The sequence below is a fragment of the Dehalococcoidia bacterium genome, from assembly GCA_040902535.1.
Taxonomy (GTDB): Bacteria; Chloroflexota; Dehalococcoidia; order DSTF01; family JACRBR01; genus JBBDXD01.
This window is the reverse complement of sequence record JBBDXD010000020.1, coordinates 34,938-54,554: the sequence shown is the minus strand read 5'-3', so window position 1 is coordinate 54,554 and position 19,617 is coordinate 34,938. Positions and strand designations below refer to the sequence as shown.

The window sequence follows — 19,617 nt, the reverse complement described above, 5'->3', positions numbered from 1 at the left end:
CATCGATGGATCTCCGCGTTCCGTTACGGTGCGTTAGCTGCAAAGCCTCCGTACCGTCTCAAAGAGGATCTGCGTGCCAAGCCGCAGGTTGTCGACCGTGATGCGCTCGTTGTGGCCGTGGATCGTCGCCGCCTCGTCCTGCTCCAGCAGGATCGGGATGAAGCCGTACGACTCGACGCCGTGCCGCCGGAAGACGCGCGAATCGGTGAACCCCGCCGAGACGCTGGGAAGCACGAGCGCCTCCTCCATGTGATCGTGGACGACGTCCTCGATCAGCGCGAACAACTCCGTGTCCGTCGAAGACGCGGGCGTGTCGGCGGAGAAGATCGGCTCCACGCGCACCTTCCCGTCATCGACGGCGTCACGTACCTGCTGTGTGAACGCTTCGTGGTCGGTGCCGGGCAGCAGCCGGCAGTCGATCGTCGCCTCGGCGATCGCCGGGATCACGTTGTGCTTCATGCCGGAGCGCATGCTGGTGGTGCTGATCGTGTTCGTCAGCAGCGCATTCGCCAGCAGGTTATCGCGCGCGAGTTGTTCCATCGATTGCTGCGTGCCGTCGCCCTTGAAGACCTGCGCGCGATGCAACCGTTCGAAGTATTCGCGCAGTTCCGGCACCACGTTGACCGGGCGCGCCCATTCTCGAATGCGGAACAGCGCCCGCACGAGGCGCTCCAGGGCGTTGTCGGGGTGGGGCACCGAACCATGCCCGGGACGTCCCTCCGCCGTCAGCTTCAGCCAGAGCGGCCCCTTCTCGCTGATCGAGGCGTTGAACGCCGGTCGCCGCGTCCCGAACACCTCGGCGTTGCCCCAGCCGCCTTCGTTAATCACGTACTCCGCATCGAGCAGTTCGGGATGGTGCTGCTCGACCCACTCGATGCCCCACTTGCCGCCGGCCTCTTCGTCGGCCAGCGCCATGTAGACGATGTCGCGGCTGTGCAGTAGACCATTCCGCTTGATGATCAGCATCGCCATCAGTTCCATGATGCCCATGGACTTCATGTCCAGCGCCCCGCGCCCGTAGATCACGCCATCGACGACGGCCCCCGAAAAGGGCTCGAAGTCCCAGTACTGGCGCTCCACCGGCACGACGTCCGTATGGCTCAGGAGCACGAGGGGGCGCTTGCCGCCGCTCCCGGAAAGCCGCGCCGTCATGTTCATCCGCTCGGCGCCGTGCTCGCTCCCGTCCGACGCGTCGTAGAACGCCACGTCGTCGATGCCCTCGCGCCGGAAGATATCCGCCAGCCAGTCGCATGCCGCCTTTTCGCGCCCCGGCGGATTCGACGTGTCGATGCGGATGAAGTCGGAGAGCAGTTGGGCCGCCTCTGACGTGATGGCGTCCCAGTCGATCCGCGGCGCGTCAGCCATGCGTGACTCCTCTCGTGCGCGGGCATTGTAGGTGAAGCTGCCGTTTCGGTCGCGTAGGCGAAGCGCCATCCATCCGCCGGTCGCGCGTCGAGTGCGGCGGCGCGCGCAGAGACGATGCTGCGATCGGAAGAGGAGGTACACGCCATGCGTACGCTGTTGATCGTCCTGGCCCTCGCGGGCACCGCCGTCGCCGCCGGAGCCTCGTTTGTGCTGCAGGCCGGCGCTCAGGAGCAGGCCGCGACGTTGGAGTACACCTGCGATCCGCCGCGCGCCCCCAGCGGCGTCGACACGCTGCTCCGCTGCCGGGCCGTCGCGACCAACACCGGCAGCGACCCGCTCCGTGACGTCCGATTCAACTTCGAACCGGCCGCCAACCTGCCGCCGCCTGATCGGTTCTACTTCTTCGGCGGCCGCCTCGACGGCGCTCCGTTCGACGTGGACGGCGGCCAGATCGTCTACACCATCGGCGACCTCGCACCGGGCGAGGAGCGCGTACTCGACCTGGACGTGATCGTGCGAGTGCCGCAGCAGCCGAGCGGCGCCGTAGCGCGGCTCTTCCTCCCCGGCGATGGACGCGAACTCGCGCGACAGCTCGTCGTCATCGAGCCGGACGATGCGCCGCCGCCCGTGACGATGCGCCTCCAACTCAGCCAGAACACCGACGACCCGCGTCGCTTCCAGGCGCTCCTGACCGCGAATGACGCCGCGCGCGAGATCGACACGTTCACTGCCGACATCGCGCTGTTCGACCATATGTCCATACCGGATGCTTACGCGCGCGTGGAGCCGCTGCTCGGCGAGGAGGTATTCGGCGAGAAGTTCCATCTGACCACGCTCCACAACGATCCCCCGTCACCTGCCGCGGTCGATGTGTCCATCGCGTTCGAAGTTTCACTGCAGGAAGCGTGCCAGGGCGGCAGCCTGGCGATCGTCGGATACATCCACGCCCCTACAGGCGAGGTCTCGCGGCCTGCTCTCCTTGCGGAACTGCCCGTCCCCGATGTCTGCCTCACGCCGGGCGTGGACGCGGCTGGTGAGCCAGGCGCCGTCATGTCGCTGGGGCAGGGCGGCTTTGGCCCGCCGCGCGAGCAGGTCGAGCCGCTGATCACGCTCGTCGCCATGCTCGCCGCCATCCTCGGATTTGCGGTGGTCGGCGTCGGCATCTTCGTGGTGCGTTAGCGGATCGCGCCGCGGTACGCTGGATCGTCGAACCTCGCGGGGGCAGTCCGGCCCAGCTGCCCGTGGCGCGGGAATTGCCTGTGACGCGGGAACTGCCCGTGGCGCGGGCTTTCAGCCCGCGATCGTGGTGCAGTTAGCATTCCAGCGCATGGCGGAGCACGACAGACATGCAGGCGAGCGAAGATCGTCGCAAAGCGTACCTCGAGGCGTATGACGACTGGCAGAAGAAGCTGCAGGCCCTCCACGAGGTGTTCATCGACGGCTCCCGCACGCCCGAGGGCGACCAGATGAAGGGGCTGCTCAACCGCGAAGCTCGCGCGAAAGAGAAGTACGACGCGGCGCGTCTCGCCCTGCTCGGCATCCCGGCGGACGAGAAGTCGCCGTTTGATTAGGAAACCATGACCGAGGGTTGGGTCGACTATCTCACCGGGCCGTGGGGGTTCGCGTTCGCGTTCGCCGCCGGACTGCTGTCGTTCCTTTCGCCGTGCGTGCTGCCGCTCGTGCCCGTGTACCTCGCGCACCTCACCGGCACCACCGCGACGCTTGAGCCCGGAGCATCGCAGCGCCGGAGGACCGTCACGCACGCGGCGACGTTCGTGCTCGGCTTCACGGCGGCCTTCTCGCTGCTCGGCGCGTCGGCGGGCCTGCTCGGCGTATTGTTCGGCTCCGAGCACGCGAACTTCGTGCGCGACCATCAGCGCACGCTCGAGCGCGTCGCGGGCGTGGTGCTGATCGTGCTCGGCCTCAACCTGATCGGCGTCATCCGTATCCCGTTCCTCTATCGGACGTACTCCATGCAGTTCGCGACGGCCTCCGCGCCCGCCGGCGCGCCATCGGGCGGTGGCAGCGCGACGATGAGCATGGGCGGCGGCGGCTGGGCCGGCATTGACTACGCGAAGTCGTTCGGCGTCGGATCCGCGTTCGCGATCGGCTGGACGCCGTGCCTCGGCCCCGTGCTCGGCGCGATCCTCACGCTCTCCGCGGCCACCGGCGACGTCGCCCAGGGGTTCTACCTGCTGCTCGTGTACTCGCTGGGCCTCGGCGTGCCCTTCATCATCACGGGACTCGCCGTCGTGCCGATGACCCGCTTCTTCCGCCGCATCCGCGGCGTCCTGCCCATCGTCGAAGTCGTCACCGGCGTGATGATCATCTTCGTCGGCGCCCTGATCTTCCTCGACGAGGCAACGATCTTCAATCGCTTCTTCTCCGAACTCCCATTCCTGGACGAGTTAAACGAGATCTAGCTCCATCGTCACCCTGCAACTGTGCGGTCATCAGGAACCCACGCAGCCGCCATCGACCCGATCGTAGGGACGTAGCTTCAGCTGCGTCCGAAGCGCGCCAGCGCATCTGTCGTCAGTCGCGAGTGAGCAGTCGTGAAGAAGCGCCGCAGCCGTCATCGAGCCGATCGTAGGGACGTAGCTTCAGCTGCGTCCGAAGCGCGCCAGCGCATCGTGATTGTCAGGCAGCGCGTCGAAGATGGGCTCCCCCGCCTCCCTGCTGACCGCTGACCGCACCGACGACCGACGACCGGCCAAGTACAATCCCCACATGCCACGCCCACGCAAAACCCCAGCCCGCCCCACCCCCATGTTCGTGCCCGAAGTCGACGGCAACGACGAGCCGCTGCCTTCCGCGCCGCTCGCCGCCCGCATGCGCCCGCGTACCTTCCACGAGTACGTCGGCCAGGAGCACCTGGTCGGTGAAGGCCGCATCCTGCGCCGCCTCGCAGAGTCGGACAGCCTGCCTTCGATGATCCTCTGGGGACCGCCGGGCACCGGCAAGACGACGCTCGCACGCATCGTCGCGAGGATGTCGAAGTCGACGTTCGTGCCTTTGTCCGCGGTCTCGGCCGGCGTCGCGGACCTGCGGCGCGTCACGGCGGAGTCGCGCGACCGGCTGCGCGCAGGGCTCGGGCGCACCGTGCTCTTCATCGACGAGATCCATCGCTTCAACAAGGCGCAGCAGGACGCGATTCTGCCCTTCGTCGAAGACGGCACCGTGACGATGATCGGCGCGACGACGGAGAACCCCTCGTTCGAAGTAATCGGCCCGCTGCTCTCGCGCTCGCGCGTCTTCGCGTTGAAGATGCTCGAACCGGAGAGCATCGAGCGCATCATCTGCAACGCGCTGGCCGACGAGACGCGCGGACTCGGCGCCAGCGGCGTTGCGATGGACGACGAGGCGGTTCAGGCGCTCGCGGCGTCGGTGGGCGGTGATGCCCGCATCGCCCTCAACGCCGTCGAGGCGGCGGTGCTCAACGCGCAGAGCGGCGAGGGCCGTCGCGTCGGCGTCGACGACATCGAAGAAGCGCTGCAGCAACGCACCTACCTGTACGACCGGCAGGGCGATGCCCACTACGACACCATCTCGGCGTTCATCAAGTCGGTGCGCGGCTCCGACCCTGACGCGGCGCTCTACTGGCTCGCGCGCATGATCGAGGCGGGCGAAGATCCGCTCTTCATCGTCCGGCGCATGGTGATCCTCGCGTCGGAGGACGTCGGGCTCGCCGACCCGCAGGCGCTCGTCGTCGCGACGGCGTGCCAGCAGGCGGTGCACTTCATCGGCCTGCCGGAAGGCTTCTTCGCGATGGCGGAGACCGCGCTGTACCTGGCGCTCGCGCCGAAGAGCAACAGCACCGGCAGCGCCTATGGCGCCGCCCTGCGCGACGTCGAGGCGACGCGCAACGATCCGGTGCCGCTGCACCTGCGCAATGCCGTCACCGGCCTCATGCGCCAGATGGGCTACGGCTCCGGCTACAAGTACGCGCACGACTACGAGGGCGCCGTCGTCGACCAGCAGCACCTGCCGGACCGCGTCGCGGGTCACACGTACTACCGCGCGACGGACCAGGGGTGGGAGGGCCGCCGCAAGCGCGAGCGGGAGGAGCAGCGGGTGACGAACAAGCGGACACAACCGGCGGAAGACTAGCCCAGGCAGAGCAACGTATATCCCGTCTGATACGCATGGTCGTATCGACCAAGATCAGCAACATCGGACGCGTCGACCTCGTACCGTCGACTTTCTTCACGGTACTGTTGGAGAAAGAAGCATTCCTCAGGCCAATTCGGTCTCGAAAACCTGATCCGATCTTCCTCTTCAGTCCATTGAAAGCCACGCTTCGTCATCTCATCTTTGTAGTGCTGGACGGTACGCTCCCAAGAGTCGTCACTTCCATAGAAGATGTCGAGTGGATTGGACAGCGGGTGTGAGCCACCGCAGCAACGGTTCACATGCACGCGATGTGACCACGGCGGCTCTACGGCCTCGATGAAGTAGGGATCGCCTCCGCATTCTGTGGCGTCGTACACCCCTAGTTCGTCTGCTTGCCGCGCGATCTGCCTACACGCCTCGGCAAGTGCGGCGAATTTGTCCGCGAGAGGTCCCTCGACTTGGGAGACGATCTGATCGGTTACATCCTCTCCGTCGTAGATCCGCTGCAGACTCTGCTCGAGTTCGTCGGCAACATCTTTCAATGCCGCGGCATACGCGTCATGCTCGGCTTCGAATGTGGCTGGCGCCGTTAGATTACGCAGTGCATTCGCACCCTCATCGAAGCGACGGCTGTTGACGCTCAGTCCTTCGGTATAGCTCGAATCGTCGAGGATACGGACGAGCAGTTCGAAGCGCCCATAGGCCTGAGCATTGATGGCGTTGAGGCGAGCGAAGTACGCCTCAATCTCTTCACTCGTAGCTGTTTCGCCTTGGTTGTCCCTTGAGCACCCGGCGACCGCGACAACAACGACAATGAGCGCGGCACCAGCGACCAATCGTGTCAGCGAGCTGGGCGACGGCTTCATCGTCGCAGCATTGACTGTCGAACTGGTGGAGTCAAGCGCGAGGCCCCGTCCCCAGACCGGGCCTTCTAGGCGCACGCCGTGCCACATAAGTTGCTTTTGCGTGGGGCTAGGCGCCCGTGCGCGCCATGTTGCGAAGACTGATTCACCGCGCTCGGCAGTCGCGCGCGAGGCTAGAAATGCCCGCAAGCATCCGCTAGCCTGCGCCCTCAAGCTCGTACAGCACCGCGTCCGAGTCCTTCGGCAGCCACACGCCGCCGCCGGCGCTCCGGAAGTGCCGCCCGATCTCGCGCCGGTACCACTCCCCCGAGCGCATATATATCTGCCCGTCGCTCGTGCTGCGGTCGCAGTTCTCGTTCCAGTCGCGCACGGTTGGAATCTCCAGGAACGCGGCGCCGCGGCAGAGCCGCGCGATGTTCGCGATGCTGGCGCGGAACTCGCCGTCATCGACGTACTGCAGCACGCCCTGGCAGATCACCAGGTCGTACCGGCCACGCCCGCGATACGTTGCTGCCGTGCCGTCATCCCAGCCGTACTTGCGACGCGGGTATTCGCTCGCCTCGACGCCCGTGTAGCTGGCAGTTGGATATCGCGCCGCGAGTTCGCGGCGCCACGCGCCGAGTCCGCAGCCCAGGTCGACGACGCGGCGCACCGGGATCTCGAGATGATCGAGATACGCAAATACGAGCGACGCGAGCCGGCGTTGCGTGCGACGGTCGCGTGCCTTCGTTGCGGCGCCGCCGTAATAGCGCCGGTAGTAGGCCTCATCGAAGTTCGTGCGGACTGCGCCGCCGCGCGGTTTGATCGAATCCTCCAGGAGCATCCGTCGCCGGATGCGCGAAGGGCGCATCTTCTGCGCCCTTCGACTGCGTTTCGCGTTTCGGACCGGCTTAGTAGCCGCTGCGCGCCATGTTGCGAAGACGCTTCACGCGCTCCTCGATCGGCGGGTGCGTCGTGAACAGGTTCGTGAAATTGGCGCCGCGGAATCCCGCCAGCGGGTTGACGATGAACATGTGCGCCGCCGCCGGATTCACCTGCATCGGCCGCAACTGCGCACCCTGTTCGAGCTTCATCAGGGCGTCGGCGAGCGCGTCGGGGTCGTGCGTGACGCGCGCGCCCGTGCGGTCCGCCTCGTATTCGCGCGTACGGCTCACCGCCATCTGGATGATGACGGCTGCGATCGGCATCAGGATGATCGCGACGAGCGCCAGCAGGCCGCCGCCGCCGCCGCGGTCACCACCCCCCAGGCCGCCGAAGATCATCCGGAACTGCAGCACGTTCGCCGCCATGGCGATCGCACCGGCAAATACGGCGACGATTGCGCCGATCAGAATGTCGCGGTTGCCGACGTGCCCGAGTTCGTGCGCCATGACGCCCTTTAGCTCGCGGTCATTGAGCAGGCTCATGATGCCCGTCGTCGCGGCCACGACGGCGTGCTTGGGATTGCGGCCCGTTGCGAACGCGTTGGGCGACGGGTTGTCGACCACGAACACGCGCGGCTTCGGCAGGCTCGTCAGCGACGTCACCTCATCGACGATGCGGTGCAGCCGCGGTTCCTGCTCTGGCGTCACTTCGCGCGCGCCGGCCATGCGCAACGCGAGCGAATCGGACTTCCAGTACGCGAAGATGTTGAACGCCCCGGCGATGATGACGAACAGGATGACGCCCAGCCATCCGCCGAAGAACAGGTACCCCAGCCCCGCCAGGAGGCCCGTCAGTGCCCCCATAAGCAGCAAGGTCTTGGCAGTAGCTCCCATTGTCGTGTTCTGAACCTCTTTCCTCCCCGTCCGGGAATAACCGGCGGCACCTCCCATTGTAGCAATTTGCAAGGCTCGGAACGTGGCGCCGGATTCGCGAAGCCACCGTTTAGCAACAGTCCGGCCCCTTTCGCGTCTCGCGGCTGCGGCCGCGAAGGCGGCCGGGGGTCCGTGGTACGATTCTCGCGTTACCTCCCGATAACAGAGATAAGAGAGAAAGGGACGAGAGATGCAGGGGATAGGGACGGGAGAGGTCGGACTCTTCATCGACCTCGAGAACATCCGCTATAGCTTCCTGAACGTCTATCAGATCGAACCAAACGTCTCCGCATTCATCGAGAAAGCACGAAAGCACGGACGCGTGTCCGTCGCCATGGCCTACGCCGACTTCAACGAGCACCCGCAGTGGGTGCGCCGCGGCCTCGACGTCGCCGGCATCACCGCCCGCGACGTGCCGATTCGCCGCTTCGTGCGCGACGGCCAGGAGCGCCAGAAAAGCTCCGCCGACCTGCACATGCTCATGGACATCATGGAAACCGCGCTCGATAGGCCCCAGGTGAGCACCTACGTGCTGATGACCGGCGACTCCGACTACATCCGCGTCATCACGTGGATCAAGAACCGCTTCGATAAGCGGGTGATCGTGTCGGGCGTGCCGGGCACGATCAGCGCCGACCTGGTGGCGGCCGCCGGCGAGTCCGACCACCTCGAAGCCGAAGGCGGGGTATCGACCGACGCGCTGCTCGCCTCCATCGAGGCGATCGCCATGATGATGAAGCGTGCCACGCCGCCGACGGGCTTCTGGACGATCAAGCTCATCGATCAGTGGTCGCGCGACAGCCGCAACGGCGTCCCCGGCAACGACCCCGATAAGTCGAACGCCATCTCGTACATGCTGCGCAACGGCCTGATGCGCCGCTACAAGACCGTCACGGACGTGCGGGAAGTGACGATCAGCGAACTCGACGAATCGCACCCCATGGTCCGCCAGTTCGTCGCCAGTTCGGGCCTGGAGCCGGAGCCGTTGCCGCTGCGCTGCATCGCCTGCAACTCGCGCAACCCCATCGACACGCACATCTGCATCGAATGTGAGGCGCCGATCCAGTCGCCACAGCGCGCCGAAGGCGAAACCGCGCCCTTCGACGGATAGTGCCCCGTACGCCCGCCGCCTGACCCGCGAACGACGCGCGCATGATTAGCGCCGGCGCTCTCTGACACCCCCTGCCGCCGGCGTGCGCGGAGCTCCGCGCGAGAACCCACACTCCGTTGTCGCCACCCGGACCGGGACGGTACAATCCCGCCCTATGGCACTTGAGATTCGTCCCTTCAGAGAAGAAGAGCGCGCTGCATTCCAACGCGTCCCTGGCATCGTGTTCGGCAACTACAACGGGCAACCGTGGGACGCTGCGAACGACCCGTCGCCGATCCCGCCGGATTGGTCCGTCTGCGCATTTGAAGACGGCGAGCTGACGACCACGTACGCCGCCTGGCCCTTCACCATGCGCCTTAACGGCGCCCCCGCCCCTGCCGCCGGCGTGACGTTCGTAGGCACGCTGCCGCAGTTCCGGCGGCGCGGGCACCTGCGCAAGATCATGGAGCATGACTTCAAGAAGCGCTACGAGCAGCACGAGCAGCCGCTCGCCGTCTTGCTCGCGTCGGTCGCGGCGATCTACCAGCGGTACGGGTACTCCGTCGTGTCGTCGCGGAACCAGTACACCATCGACCCGCGGTGGATTAACTTCGCCCCGACGGTACCGGCGGCGCGCGGGTCGTGGCGTGAAGTCTTGAAGGACGACCTGCCCCTGATCAAGCAGATCTACCGCGAATTCGCGACGCCGCGTAACGGCTACTTGCACCGTGCCCAAGTGATGTGGGACAGCAGCGTGCTCGCCCTGAGGCCCGGCCCGGGCGGCCCGGACATGGGTCCAAGCCTGCTCGCCGTGTACGAGGAAGATGGTGAGCCGAAGGGCTACGTCGCCTACAGCGCCAAGTTCTACGAGGAGCATGCCGATCGCGCCGGCCCCGGACAGCGGCTCTTCGTGCGGGACTACGCCTGGCTGACGCCGGGCGCTTATCGCGCGATGTGGGAGTTCTTCAAGACGTTCGACCTCGTCAAGCGCGTCATCGTAGGCGCCGCTCCCGCCGACGATCCCGCGTTCGACATCATGCTCGACCCGCGAGAACTCGATACCACGCGTTACGACTGGATGCTCGGCCGCATCATCGATCTGGAGCGCGCGCTGCCGCTGCGGCCCTACGGCGAAGGGCGCGTCGTCTTCCAGGTGCGCGATGAGATGTGCCCCTGGAACGCCGACCGCTGGCTGCTCGAGGCGGGCCCCGAAGGCACCGCAGTGTCGCGCACGAAGGAGTCAGCGCAGCTCACACTCGATATCTCCGCGCTTGCGCAGTTGGTGTTCGGACAAGTGTCGCCGTCGCTCGCCGTGCGCTTCGGGCGCGCCGAGGCTTCGCCGGATGCACCCCTCGATCGCTGGGATGCCATGTGGCGCACGAAGTACGCGCCATTTTGCCCGGACGGATTCTAGACCCGATCGCCGTCACCACACGAGGGAGATTCGCATGGGCAAGTTGAGCATTCCCCGTAGCCCTCAGGAGATCTCGCCGGAGTGGCTCACCGCGGCATTGCGCGACAACGACGTCATCCGCGAAGCGAACGTCGTGTCGGTGGCATCGGAAAGCATCGGCGCCGGTGCTGGTTTCCTCGGCCAACTCGCCAGGATCACGGTCACGTACGACCGCGACGAGGCCGGCGCTCCGACGGCGATGGTCGCCAAGCTGCCCGCACTCGACCCCGGTGGCCGCGGCGTCGCCAACCTCTTCCGCTTTTACGAGCGCGAGATCCGGTTCTACGAAGACATCGCCGCGGACGTCAACATGTCCGTCCCGAAGCGCTACTACAGCGCGATGGACGTCGAAGGCGACGAGTACCTGCTCCTGATCGAAGACATGGCGCCCGCAGTCGTAGGCGATGAAGCCCCGGGATGCGCCGCCGAACAGGCCGAACTTGCCATCAGCAGCCTCGCGAAGTTCCAGGCCGCATGGTGGAACTCTCCGAAGCTCGACAAGCTCGACTGGATGCCGGCTGTCAACGGGCCCGTGCAGCAGGTGGCCGCGGGGGCGTACCAACAGGCATGGGGGACGTTCTGCCAGTTCGCCGGCGACAAGCTCTCGCCCGCGCTGGTGAAGCTTGGCGAACAGCTACAGCATCATGTGCTCGACGTACTCGACGCGCTTGCGCCCGCGCCGCTCACGATCATTCACGGCGACTTCCGCGGCGACAACGTGTTCTATGGCGACGGCGTTAGTACGCCAGCCTTCCGCGCCATCGACTGGCAGATCTCGTGCAAGGGGCGCGGCGTGTTCGACGTCGCCTATTTCCTGTCAACGAGCGTCACGCCGGAGGTCCGCAAGGCGCATGAGGAGCGGCTGGTGCGCCTCTGGCACGACATCATCAGCGACCAGAACGACACGAAAGACTACACCTACGATGACGCGTTCTACGATTACCGCTTGTCGGCGTTGTTCATGCATGTCTACACGGTGGTCGCCATCGGCTCGCTCGACAGCGCCAACGAGCGCGGCCTCTTCCTCTTCAACGAATGGCTGCGGCGCCGCGCAACAGCCATCGAAGAACTGAGCTGCGACGAACTGACCGCAAAGGTCTTCAAGTAGCTGGGGCTCGGGGGACCGGATCGTAGGGACGTAGCTTTAGCTGCGTCCGGCCGGGGCGAAGTAGCCACAACGAGCGCGGGCTGAAAGCCCGCGCGGCTTCGCGCAACGCTGGCCGACGACCACAACGAGCGCGGGCTGAAAGCCCGCGCGGCTTCGCGCATCAATCCGCCGAAGACCCGGCATGATCCCTCTCGGGCGCTGGCAATTTCACGAAGTGCGCTCGCCCGCCATCAACTCATCGATCCGCTTGATAACCCGATGCGGACGCACATGCGCATTTCGATCGCGCAGCGCTTCCGTTGGCGCGAGCTCACCGGCCCCATCGATCCACACGGCGTGCATGCCAAGCCGCACCGCAGGCGCGATGTCGGCTTCCAGGCTGTCGCCGACCATCCACGTGTCCGCCGCCTCGACCCCGCAAGAAGCCAGCGCGTGCTGAAACACGCGCTCGTCCGGCTTCCCCACGCCAAACTCGCCTTCGATCACAACGCAGTCGAAATACCGCGCTAGCGCGAACCGCTCGACGCTCCGCCGCTGCGAGATCGCGGCGCCGTTGGTGATCAGCGCCATTCGCGTCCCCCGCGACTGCAGGCCCGCGAGCAGTTCGATGGCTCCCGGATACGGCGCGATCGCGAGATCACGCAGCGCGCGATAGTCATCCGAGATCCGGTGCGCCAACTCGACGCTCTTGATCCTCATGTCGTCGAACGCCCTTCGCACGATCTCCCGGCTCGACGCGTCCAGGTCCATGCGGCCGGCATTCGCGCGCTCCGGGTCGCCCCAGAACCACGTGCGGCGCACGCGGATCGCGTCGTGCAGCTCCGCTGGGACGTAGCCGCCGGCGCAATGCTGCTCGCACGATGCGAGCCACGACTCCTCCATCCCCGACTGCCAGTCGAGAATCGTGCCATCCATGTCGAAGAAGATCGCCTTCGGCTGCTCGGTCATCGTCAGGACTCTCCGTACATGCCGTACGAGCGCACGACGTCGAACTCGTAGATCAGGCGCTTCTCGTCGCGCATCGCCTGCTTGAACTCCTCGAGCGTCTTCGCGGCGCCGTTCCACAGCAGTTTGCCGGGACCCGGCGCCGGCGATATGCCCTGCTGCATCACCTGGAACAGCCCTACGCTCTGCTCAGGCACGTCGGACCCTTCGAGCAACGTCACGCGGCATTCCAGCGTCAGATACGCCCACGCGCTGTCGAACACGAAGAGCGTCGATCGCGGATCGAGACGCAGGTGACGCGTGCGCGCCCGTGCCTGGGTGCTAGAACTCCAGATCTTGCCATCGACGACCGCAATCCCGACGCGCACGGTATGCGGCGTGCCATCTGCGCGCAGCGTCGTCATGGCAGCGGATCGGTTCCTCTCCACGAACGCCTGCGCCGCCGCATCGTCTATCACTCGCTCTTCCTTTCGCGCTGCGCACGCCGCCAGGCCTCAAGCTGCTCGCGATGCTCGTCGTAGTGCTCGTCGGCGTTCGCCCGCAGCCACGGCGCCATCTCACGGCCGTTCGCCCACGGAAAGCGTGCATGATCAAACAGGTCCTCCTCGGACAGACCCTCGATGAACTCCATCATTACCTCATGCATCGCGTGGAACTCCGCCAGTACGACCTCAAGCGAGTCGGTACGGTGTGCCCAGTACACGCGCGCGTTCACCTTGTCCGTCCATTCGTCGGTGAAGAACTCCGGGCGATCCGGCTTGTCGCCGCGCATCAGTGCGTCGATCCAATCGATGAACATACGCTCCCACGCCGAGATATGCGCCAGCACGTCTTTGACAGACCAATCGTCGACGACGCCCGGCGTCAGCATCTGCTCGTCCGAAAGCTGCGCCAGTTCGGCTTCCAGCGCCCCTCGCGACGATCGCGTGATCTCCGCAAGCTCCTGCTTGTTCATCCCAGCGAGCTTCTCCATCGCGCGATCTGTCCGTGATGTTCGGCGTAGTGCTGGTCGCCATGATCGCGAAACCACGGCGCGATCGCGTTGCCGTACGCCTGCGGAAAGCGCTGCGCGTCGAACAGATCGGCGTCGGAAAGCCGGTCGATCACCCCGACGAACGTCTCGTGCGACGCGCGGGAGTCGGCATGCACGTCGGCGAGCGGACGGTCGCGGTTCTCCGCGAAGATGCGGCTGTTGGTCTCGCCGGTAATCTGCCCCGTCCACAGCTCCGGCTGTTCAGGCTCCTCACCACGCATCACATGTTCGATATCGCGGATAAACATGCGCTCCCACGCCGAAATATGCGCGAGCACGTCCTTCACCGACCAGTCGCCGCCGACGCCCGGCAGCAGCATCTGCTCATCTGAAAGCTCCACTAGTTCGGCCTCCAGCGCCCGCCACGACGATCTCGTGATCTCCGCGAGTTCTTGCTTGTTCACGACCGCGTACGTCCCGTCAATGAAAGCGCTTGCGGCGCGCCAGATCTGCGCCCTCGGGCGGCGGCTTCGGCGTCGTGCCCCGCGCCGCTCGGTGCGCTGCGGCGGCGAGTTCCGCCAATTCGATCACGAGGGCCACGTCGCCGCCGGCGCTGAAACGCACGTCAATCCAGTCAGATGAGGCGCTGTGCCGCATCACGCGCGCATCGCCCTTCAAGCGGTCGCGATGCTCGCTGAAGACGGCCCGCGTGATGCGCAGTTCGATCGTGTCCGACCCGTCGAAGTGTGCGACCTGCTTGCCATTCACCCAGAACGCCTGGCCGTGCCCGAACGCGCCCTCGCTCTCGATCATGCCATCGATCGCAAGCAGAGATCCACGGATGCGCTTCTGGAGCGGGTTCATCGCGCGCGTGCTGTCGTCCTCGTCTTCGGCCGGCCGTTCTTCGATGCGGGAAGCGGCTTCGTTGCCTTCTTCGCCGGTAGCGCAGCCTTCGCGCGCCCGTTCGAAGCAGCCGCCGCGACGTTCTTCGCCGCCGCGCCGCGCTTCGTCATGCCGTTGCGCTTCGATGCGCCGCGCGCCGCTTCAACGCGCTCACTCGCAAGGACGCGGAGCAGGTACTGGCCCGTGAAGCTCTCCTCGACGAGCGCCACTTCCTCCGGCGTCCCCTGCGCGATGATCCTGCCGCCGCGGTCGCCGCCGAACGGCCCCAGGTCGATGATGTGGTCGGCGTTCTTGATCACGTCCAGGTGATGCTCGATCACGACGACCGTATTGCCGCCATCGACGAGCCGTTGCAGCACCTCCAGCAGCGCCCGCGTGTCCTCGAACGAAAGCCCCGTCGTCGGCTCGTCGAGGATGTACAGCGTGCGCCCCGTCGAGCGCTTCGAAAGCTCCGTCGAAAGCTTCACGCGCTGCGCCTCGCCGCCCGAAAGCGTCGTCGCCGGCTGCCCGAGCCGGATATAGCCGAGCCCGACGTCGTGCAGCGTGTCGAGCTTCGCCGAGATGCGCGGCACCTTCTCGAAGAACGCGCACGCCTCGGTGACCGTCATATCGAGCACTTCGGCGATGTTCTTGCCCTTGTACAGGATCTCGAGCGCTTCGCGGTTGTAGCGTTTGCCCTTGCACACCTCGCACGGCACCGTCACGTCCGGCAGGAAGTGCATCTCGATCTCGATGTAGCCGTCGCCGGAACACGCCTCGCAGCGGCCGCCCTTCACGTTGAACGAGAAACGGCCCGGCGTATAGCCGCGCAGCCGCGCTTCCGGCACCGACGCGAACAGCTCGCGGATCGGCGTGAAGGTGCCGGTGTACGTGGCCGGGTTCGAGCGCGGCGTGCGGCCGATCGGCGACTGGTCGATGTTCACGACCTTGTCGATGTGCTCGAGCCCGTCGATCGCATCGACCTTACCGGGACGCTCGCGTGCGTTGTACAACTCCTGCGCCGCCTTCTTATACAGCAGGTCGTTGATCAGCGTGCTCTTGCCGGAGCCGGATACGCCCGTGATGCACACGAACTTCGCGAGCGGGATCTCGACATCGATATTCTTCAGATTGTTCTCGCGCGCCCCGACGACCGTGATCGACGCGCCGCTGCCCGGTCGGCGCGTCTCAGGCATCGGTACGGACCGCCGCCCCGACAGGTACGCGCCGGTCATCGAGCCTGCCGACGCCATGATGTCGTCGATCGTGCCCTCCGCGACGACGCGCCCGCCGCCTTCACCCGCTCCCGGACCCATGTCGATGATGTGGTCGGCCGCGCGCATCATCGCTTCGTCGTGCTCGACGATCAGCACCGTATTGCCAAGATCGCGCAGGCGCTCCAGCGTCTTGATCAGGCGCGCGTCGTCGACCGGGTGCAGCCCGATGCTCGGCTCGTCACAGACGTACAGCACACCCATCAGGCTCGAACCGATCTGCGTCGCCAGGCGGATGCGCTGCGCCTCGCCGCCGGACAGCGTGCCCGCCGCGCGGTTCAACGTCAGATAGTCGAGTCCGACGTCGAACATGAACGTCAGGCGCTCGCGGATCTCCTTCACGATCTGCCGCGCGATCATCTGTTCGCGCTCGCTCAGCGGCGTATCCTTGCCGCCGATGTGTTCGATCCAGTCGCGCGCTTCTCGCACGTCCATCGACGTCACGCGGTGGATGTTGTCGCCCGCGACCGTCACGGCGAGGCTTTCCGGCTTCAGACGTGCGCCCTTGCACACCGGGCAGGGCGTCGCGGCCATGTAGCGCTCGATCTCGCCGCGGATGTAATCGGAGTCCGTTTCGCGATACCGGCGCGAGAGGTTCGGGATGACGCCCTCGAACGTCGTGTCCCACCGGTTCGTGTGCCCACCCGACGTCTTGTAGTTGATCGAGATCGGGTCCTGATCGCCGTACAGCACCAGGCGAAGATGCTTGTCCTTCATCTCCTTCACCGGCACGTTCAGTTTGAAATTGTGCTTCCGCGCCAGCGCCTGCAGCATCCGGAAGTACCACGTGCTCGTCGCCTGTTGCCGCGACCACGGTGAGATCGCCCCGCCTTCGATCGACACGCTGCGGTTCGGGATCACGAGCGCCTGGTCGATCTCCATCTTCACGCCGAGCCCCGTGCATTCGGGGCACGCACCGTGCGGACTGTTGAACGAGAAGTTGCGCGGCGCGATCTCGCCGACGTTCGTGCCGTCGAACGCGCAGGCGTAGTGCTCGGAGTACATCCGCTCGCCCTCGCCCTCGACGTCCACCAGCACGGTGCCGCCGCCGAGCTTCAGCGCCTGCTCGACGCTGTCCGCGAGCCGGCTCGCGCTCGAAGCCGTGCCCTCGCCCTCGGCGCCCTCCGCGATCAGCCGGTCGACGACGATCTCGACCGTGTGCTTGCGCTTCTTGTCGAGGTCGATCTGCTCGCCGAGGTCGCGGATCCGCCCGTCGACGCGAACGCGCACGAAGCCCGCCCGTCGCCCATCTTCGAAGATGTGTTGATGCTCGCCCTTCCGGTCGCGGATGATCGGCGCCAGGATCATCAGCTTCTTGCCGGGCTCGATTGCGAAGATCGTGTCGACGATCTGCTGTACCGTCTGGCGCTCGATCGGGCGGCCGCACTGCGGGCAGTGCGGCGTGCCGGCGCGCGCGTACAGCAGGCGCAGGTAGTCGTAGATCTCCGTCACCGTGCCGACGGTCGAGCGCGGATTGTGGCTGGCGCCCTTCTGGTCGATCGAGATCGCCGGCGACAGGCCTTCGATGTAATCGACGTCGGGCTTTTCCATCTGGCCGAGGAACTGGCGGGCGTAGGCGGACAGCGATTCGACATAACGACGCTGCCCCTCGGCGTAGATCGTGTCGAAGGCAAGCGACGACTTCCCGGACCCCGAGAGCCCCGTGATCACCACGAGACGGTCGCGCGGGATGCGGACGTCGACGTCCTTGAGGTTATGTTCGCGGGCGCCCTTGACGATGATGGCGTCCAATGGCATCGGCTAATCGGCTCCTGGAAGCAAGATATCGGAGGTCGGGCGGGGTCACGCGGGATGCAGTCTAGCACGCGTGTTCGCCGACCGTCTCCTGACGAATCGTGTCAGGGGGAGTGACTTCCCGGCCATCTGTCACCCGAACTCGAGCTCATTTCGACATTCAGCCAGGGCGATCCCGGAAGAACGCAAACACCAGGTAGTCGCTCAACGGCAGAGTTACCCCCAGCGCCGAGAGCAACGTCGTCACGTCGCCGTGGTGCCCGCGCTCATGGAGCAGGATGTGCGCGATGATCTCGCTCGGCGCGCGGGCGGGGGCCGCTAGCGCTGCCTTCGTCGGCATGTTCAGCTCTTCATCAGGCGTCTCGTCGATGATGCGATGTAGCAGCGGCCTCGTCTTCGAGCGGATCGAGTCGATGTCCTCCCAGGTCGTCAATTCCTCGCGAACGACGGGCTGAAACGTCTCCCGGTCAGCTCGCAGATCCAATCGTCCCACCCCGCGGCGATGTGGAACAACACGTCCCGCAGCGACGGCCACCCCGATCCTTCGACCCCCTGCGCGAACGCGTGGTTCGGCAGCGAACGCACGATATTGCCGTACGTTGCCCAGGTGAAGGTGGTGTAATCGAACAGTTCACGAAGCGCGTCACGGTTCATCGTGGTTGCCCTATCCTCGCAACAGTGGCCGCCCCAATACCAGCGCGTACGCGTCATTCCAGTCGCGCAGGCCGAACTCCCGCAACCCGACGAATCCCGTGCGACGATAGAACTCGCGCGTGCCCTCGTAGTTGTCCGCGACGCTCGGAGGCTCCGGCACCGATGGCCCCAGCGTCAGCACGAACAGCATCGACTGCCCCTCGCCGCGCAACAACTCCACCGCCGTCTCCACCAGCATCCGCCCGATGCCGCCACGCCGATGCTCCGCCTGCACCGCGAGCCACGTGATCTCGCTGCTCCCCGGCTGATGCTGCTCCAGCGTGATAAAGCCGCGCACCGCCCCGTCCGCCTCTGCAACAAACCCGCGCTGGTGCCGTACGGCCTCGTGCGCCATGCGAACACCGTCCGGGTCGCCGAAGAAGTACGGCAAACTCGCAAGCACCGCATCGCATGCCTCAGCGTCGCGCGGCTCCAGCGCCCGAATCACAAGCGAACTGCCCACCGTCATCCCTCTGTTGTCTGTTGTGTGTTGTCTGTTGTCGTACGCGCAGCGTACACCGCCACCGACCGCGGCGGCCGCCGATGCGACAGCCGCTTGGCCCACGTCGTGCCGAGCGTAGCGACTTCGTCCGCGTCCATCCACTCAGCCCGGCCGATGCGCATGCCCGCGCGCTCGAACGCCGGTGCCAGGGTCTCGCGCGCGTAGTCGGGCGTCACCTCCGGCAGGTCGCGCGCTTCGAGCGGCACCGGATCGTCGAAGATGCGTGTGTTCAGCACGATCCGCATCCGCGCGCCGGGCGTCCCGAACGACGCCAGCGCGTCGAGCACCTGAGCCTCGCCGAGAATGATCCCGCGCATCAGGCTCCCCCACGGCAGCGTCACGAAGATCTCGTCGGCGACGCCGCGCAACTCCTCCGGCGGCTGCTCAATGCTCCCGACGACGAACAGCACATTCGCAGCGCCGCCGCGCTCTCGCTTCTTCGCCGCCTTCGCCGAGATCTCGCGCATGTTCTCCCGCACCGGGTCGATGCCGATCACGAACCGCTCCGGGTGCTGCTGCGCGTAGTGGTACACAAATCGCCCATCGCCCGCACCGACGTCAAGCGTCACGCCGTCATACGCGTCGATCAGCGAGCGCAGCTCATCTGCGGTGATGTCTGCGAGCTGTTTGCCCCGCACGGTGATCATGAGTGCGAGGGTAACGAATTGCAGCGCCGAGGCGCAGACCCGAGAGCTGCCCGACAACCGAGCGCGGGCTGAAAGCCCGCGCGGCATCGCGCGCCGGCGCGAATAGACGCGAACCGATGCCAACCCGCTACTTGCTGGCGCCGCCCACGTTTACCGCG

At 66.0% G+C, this 19,617-nt stretch carries 20 protein-coding genes; 7 read left to right on the top strand and 13 right to left on the bottom strand.

Going from position 1 to position 19,617, the window contains the following annotated elements:
- Positions 1-33: 33 nt before the first annotated feature.
- Complete coding sequence (locus tag WEB52_11445) at positions 34-1,365, bottom strand: M20/M25/M40 family metallo-hydrolase (protein MEX2227050.1); 1,332 nt, start codon at positions 1,363-1,365, stop codon at positions 34-36.
- Between the two features lie 144 nt (positions 1,366-1,509).
- Between WEB52_11445 and WEB52_11440 the strand changes: the two genes are divergently transcribed.
- The 4 genes from WEB52_11440 to WEB52_11425 all read left to right on the top strand — a co-directional run bounded on the left by WEB52_11440 (position 1,510) and on the right by WEB52_11425 (position 5,475).
- Positions 1,510-2,544 (top strand): hypothetical protein, encoded by a 1,035-nt coding sequence (locus tag WEB52_11440; GenBank protein ID MEX2227049.1) that lies wholly within the window; start codon positions 1,510-1,512, stop codon positions 2,542-2,544.
- Positions 2,545-2,711: 167 nt separating this feature from the next.
- Positions 2,712-2,936 carry a hypothetical protein gene (locus tag WEB52_11435; GenBank protein MEX2227048.1) on the top strand — a complete coding sequence of 75 codons (225 nt, stop codon included), beginning with the start codon at positions 2,712-2,714 and terminating at the stop codon, positions 2,934-2,936.
- 6 nt (positions 2,937-2,942) lie between these two features.
- Positions 2,943-3,788, top strand: a complete 846-nt coding sequence (locus WEB52_11430; protein MEX2227047.1) for a cytochrome c biogenesis protein CcdA — start codon at positions 2,943-2,945, stop codon at positions 3,786-3,788.
- Positions 3,789-4,095: 307 nt separating this feature from the next.
- Positions 4,096-5,475 (top strand): replication-associated recombination protein A, encoded by a 1,380-nt coding sequence (locus tag WEB52_11425; GenBank protein ID MEX2227046.1) that lies wholly within the window; start codon positions 4,096-4,098, stop codon positions 5,473-5,475.
- Here WEB52_11425 and WEB52_11420 read toward each other — a convergent pair.
- From WEB52_11420 to WEB52_11410, 3 genes are all read right to left on the bottom strand, one after another.
- A complete protein-coding gene (locus tag WEB52_11420; protein MEX2227045.1) occupies positions 5,472-6,344 on the bottom strand; it encodes a hypothetical protein in 873 nt (290 codons plus the stop codon). The genes WEB52_11425 and WEB52_11420 overlap by 4 nt on opposite strands.
- A gap of 193 nt (positions 6,345-6,537) precedes the next feature.
- Positions 6,538-7,164, bottom strand: a complete 627-nt coding sequence (locus WEB52_11415) for a methyltransferase domain-containing protein (protein ID MEX2227044.1) — start codon at positions 7,162-7,164, stop codon at positions 6,538-6,540.
- 67 nt (positions 7,165-7,231) lie between these two features.
- Complete coding sequence (locus WEB52_11410) at positions 7,232-8,068, bottom strand: zinc metalloprotease HtpX (GenBank protein ID MEX2227043.1); 837 nt, start codon at positions 8,066-8,068, stop codon at positions 7,232-7,234.
- A 259-nt stretch (positions 8,069-8,327) separates the two neighbouring features.
- On the opposite strand from WEB52_11410, the gene WEB52_11405 reads away from it, so the two are divergent.
- The 3 genes from WEB52_11405 to WEB52_11395 all read left to right on the top strand — a co-directional run bounded on the left by WEB52_11405 (position 8,328) and on the right by WEB52_11395 (position 11,788).
- The gene (locus tag WEB52_11405; protein ID MEX2227042.1) at positions 8,328-9,248 is read left to right on the top strand and encodes an NYN domain-containing protein; all 921 of its coding nucleotides are present in this window, start codon (positions 8,328-8,330) and stop codon (positions 9,246-9,248) included.
- 154 nt (positions 9,249-9,402) lie between these two features.
- A complete protein-coding gene (locus WEB52_11400; GenBank protein MEX2227041.1) occupies positions 9,403-10,641 on the top strand; it encodes a GNAT family N-acetyltransferase in 1,239 nt (412 codons plus the stop codon).
- Between the two features lie 34 nt (positions 10,642-10,675).
- The gene (locus WEB52_11395) at positions 10,676-11,788 is read left to right on the top strand and encodes a phosphotransferase (GenBank protein ID MEX2227040.1); all 1,113 of its coding nucleotides are present in this window, start codon (positions 10,676-10,678) and stop codon (positions 11,786-11,788) included.
- A 207-nt stretch (positions 11,789-11,995) separates the two neighbouring features.
- Here the strand turns inward: WEB52_11395 and WEB52_11390 are convergent, their stop codons facing one another.
- The 9 genes from WEB52_11390 to WEB52_11350 all read right to left on the bottom strand — a co-directional run bounded on the left by WEB52_11390 (position 11,996) and on the right by WEB52_11350 (position 19,459).
- Complete coding sequence (locus WEB52_11390) at positions 11,996-12,736, bottom strand: HAD family hydrolase (protein MEX2227039.1); 741 nt, start codon at positions 12,734-12,736, stop codon at positions 11,996-11,998.
- A 2-nt stretch (positions 12,737-12,738) separates the two neighbouring features.
- A complete protein-coding gene (locus WEB52_11385) occupies positions 12,739-13,191 on the bottom strand; it encodes a pyridoxamine 5'-phosphate oxidase family protein (GenBank protein ID MEX2227038.1) in 453 nt (150 codons plus the stop codon).
- Entirely contained in the window at positions 13,188-13,688 is a 501-nt protein-coding gene (locus tag WEB52_11380) for a ClbS/DfsB family four-helix bundle protein (protein ID MEX2227037.1), read from the bottom strand. Before WEB52_11380 ends, WEB52_11385 begins: the two co-directional genes overlap by 4 nt.
- Positions 13,685-14,170, bottom strand: a complete 486-nt coding sequence (locus tag WEB52_11375) for a ClbS/DfsB family four-helix bundle protein (protein MEX2227036.1) — start codon at positions 14,168-14,170, stop codon at positions 13,685-13,687. The genes WEB52_11380 and WEB52_11375 overlap by 4 nt, the downstream gene beginning before the upstream one ends.
- Before the next feature lie 16 nt (positions 14,171-14,186).
- A complete protein-coding gene (locus WEB52_11370; protein MEX2227035.1) occupies positions 14,187-14,570 on the bottom strand; it encodes a luciferase family protein in 384 nt (127 codons plus the stop codon).
- Complete coding sequence (uvrA, locus tag WEB52_11365; GenBank protein ID MEX2227034.1) at positions 14,567-17,620, bottom strand: excinuclease ABC subunit UvrA; 3,054 nt, start codon at positions 17,618-17,620, stop codon at positions 14,567-14,569. Before uvrA ends, WEB52_11370 begins: the two co-directional genes overlap by 4 nt.
- 157 nt (positions 17,621-17,777) lie before the next feature.
- Entirely contained in the window at positions 17,778-18,101 is a 324-nt protein-coding gene (locus WEB52_11360; GenBank protein ID MEX2227033.1) for a DinB family protein, read from the bottom strand.
- Between the two features lie 180 nt (positions 18,102-18,281).
- Positions 18,282-18,773, bottom strand: coding sequence for a GNAT family N-acetyltransferase (locus tag WEB52_11355; protein MEX2227032.1), 492 nt, complete (start codon positions 18,771-18,773; stop codon positions 18,282-18,284).
- A 2-nt stretch (positions 18,774-18,775) separates the two neighbouring features.
- Positions 18,776-19,459 (bottom strand): class I SAM-dependent methyltransferase, encoded by a 684-nt coding sequence (locus WEB52_11350; GenBank protein MEX2227031.1) that lies wholly within the window; start codon positions 19,457-19,459, stop codon positions 18,776-18,778.
- Between the last annotated feature and the right edge of the window lie 158 nt (positions 19,460-19,617).

Excerpts from the sequence above, each read along its gene's own strand:
- WEB52_11380 (MEX2227037.1), bottom strand. The coding sequence starts at position 13,688 with ATGAACAAGCAGGAGCTTGCGGAGATCACGCGATCGTCGCGAGGGGCG.
- WEB52_11430 (MEX2227047.1), top strand. The coding sequence starts at position 2,943 with ATGACCGAGGGTTGGGTCGACTATCTCACCGGGCCGTGGGGGTTCGCG.
- WEB52_11390 (MEX2227039.1), bottom strand. The coding sequence starts at position 12,736 with ATGACCGAGCAGCCGAAGGCGATCTTCTTCGACATGGATGGCACGATT.
- WEB52_11445 (MEX2227050.1), bottom strand. The coding sequence starts at position 1,365 with ATGGCTGACGCGCCGCGGATCGACTGGGACGCCATCACGTCAGAGGCG.
- uvrA (MEX2227034.1), bottom strand. The coding sequence starts at position 17,620 with ATGCCATTGGACGCCATCATCGTCAAGGGCGCCCGCGAACATAACCTC.
- WEB52_11420 (MEX2227045.1), bottom strand. The coding sequence starts at position 6,344 with ATGAAGCCGTCGCCCAGCTCGCTGACACGATTGGTCGCTGGTGCCGCG.
- WEB52_11415 (MEX2227044.1), bottom strand. The coding sequence starts at position 7,164 with ATGCTCCTGGAGGATTCGATCAAACCGCGCGGCGGCGCAGTCCGCACG.
- WEB52_11425 (MEX2227046.1), top strand. The coding sequence starts at position 4,096 with ATGCCACGCCCACGCAAAACCCCAGCCCGCCCCACCCCCATGTTCGTG.
- WEB52_11395 (MEX2227040.1), top strand. The coding sequence starts at position 10,676 with ATGGGCAAGTTGAGCATTCCCCGTAGCCCTCAGGAGATCTCGCCGGAG.
- WEB52_11435 (MEX2227048.1), top strand. The coding sequence starts at position 2,712 with ATGCAGGCGAGCGAAGATCGTCGCAAAGCGTACCTCGAGGCGTATGAC.
- WEB52_11350 (MEX2227031.1), bottom strand. The coding sequence starts at position 19,459 with ATGATCACCGTGCGGGGCAAACAGCTCGCAGACATCACCGCAGATGAG.
- WEB52_11405 (MEX2227042.1), top strand. The coding sequence starts at position 8,328 with ATGCAGGGGATAGGGACGGGAGAGGTCGGACTCTTCATCGACCTCGAG.
- WEB52_11410 (MEX2227043.1), bottom strand. The coding sequence starts at position 8,068 with ATGGGGGCACTGACGGGCCTCCTGGCGGGGCTGGGGTACCTGTTCTTC.
- WEB52_11440 (MEX2227049.1), top strand. The coding sequence starts at position 1,510 with ATGCGTACGCTGTTGATCGTCCTGGCCCTCGCGGGCACCGCCGTCGCC.
- WEB52_11370 (MEX2227035.1), bottom strand. The coding sequence starts at position 14,570 with ATGAACCCGCTCCAGAAGCGCATCCGTGGATCTCTGCTTGCGATCGAT.
- WEB52_11400 (MEX2227041.1), top strand. The coding sequence starts at position 9,403 with ATGGCACTTGAGATTCGTCCCTTCAGAGAAGAAGAGCGCGCTGCATTC.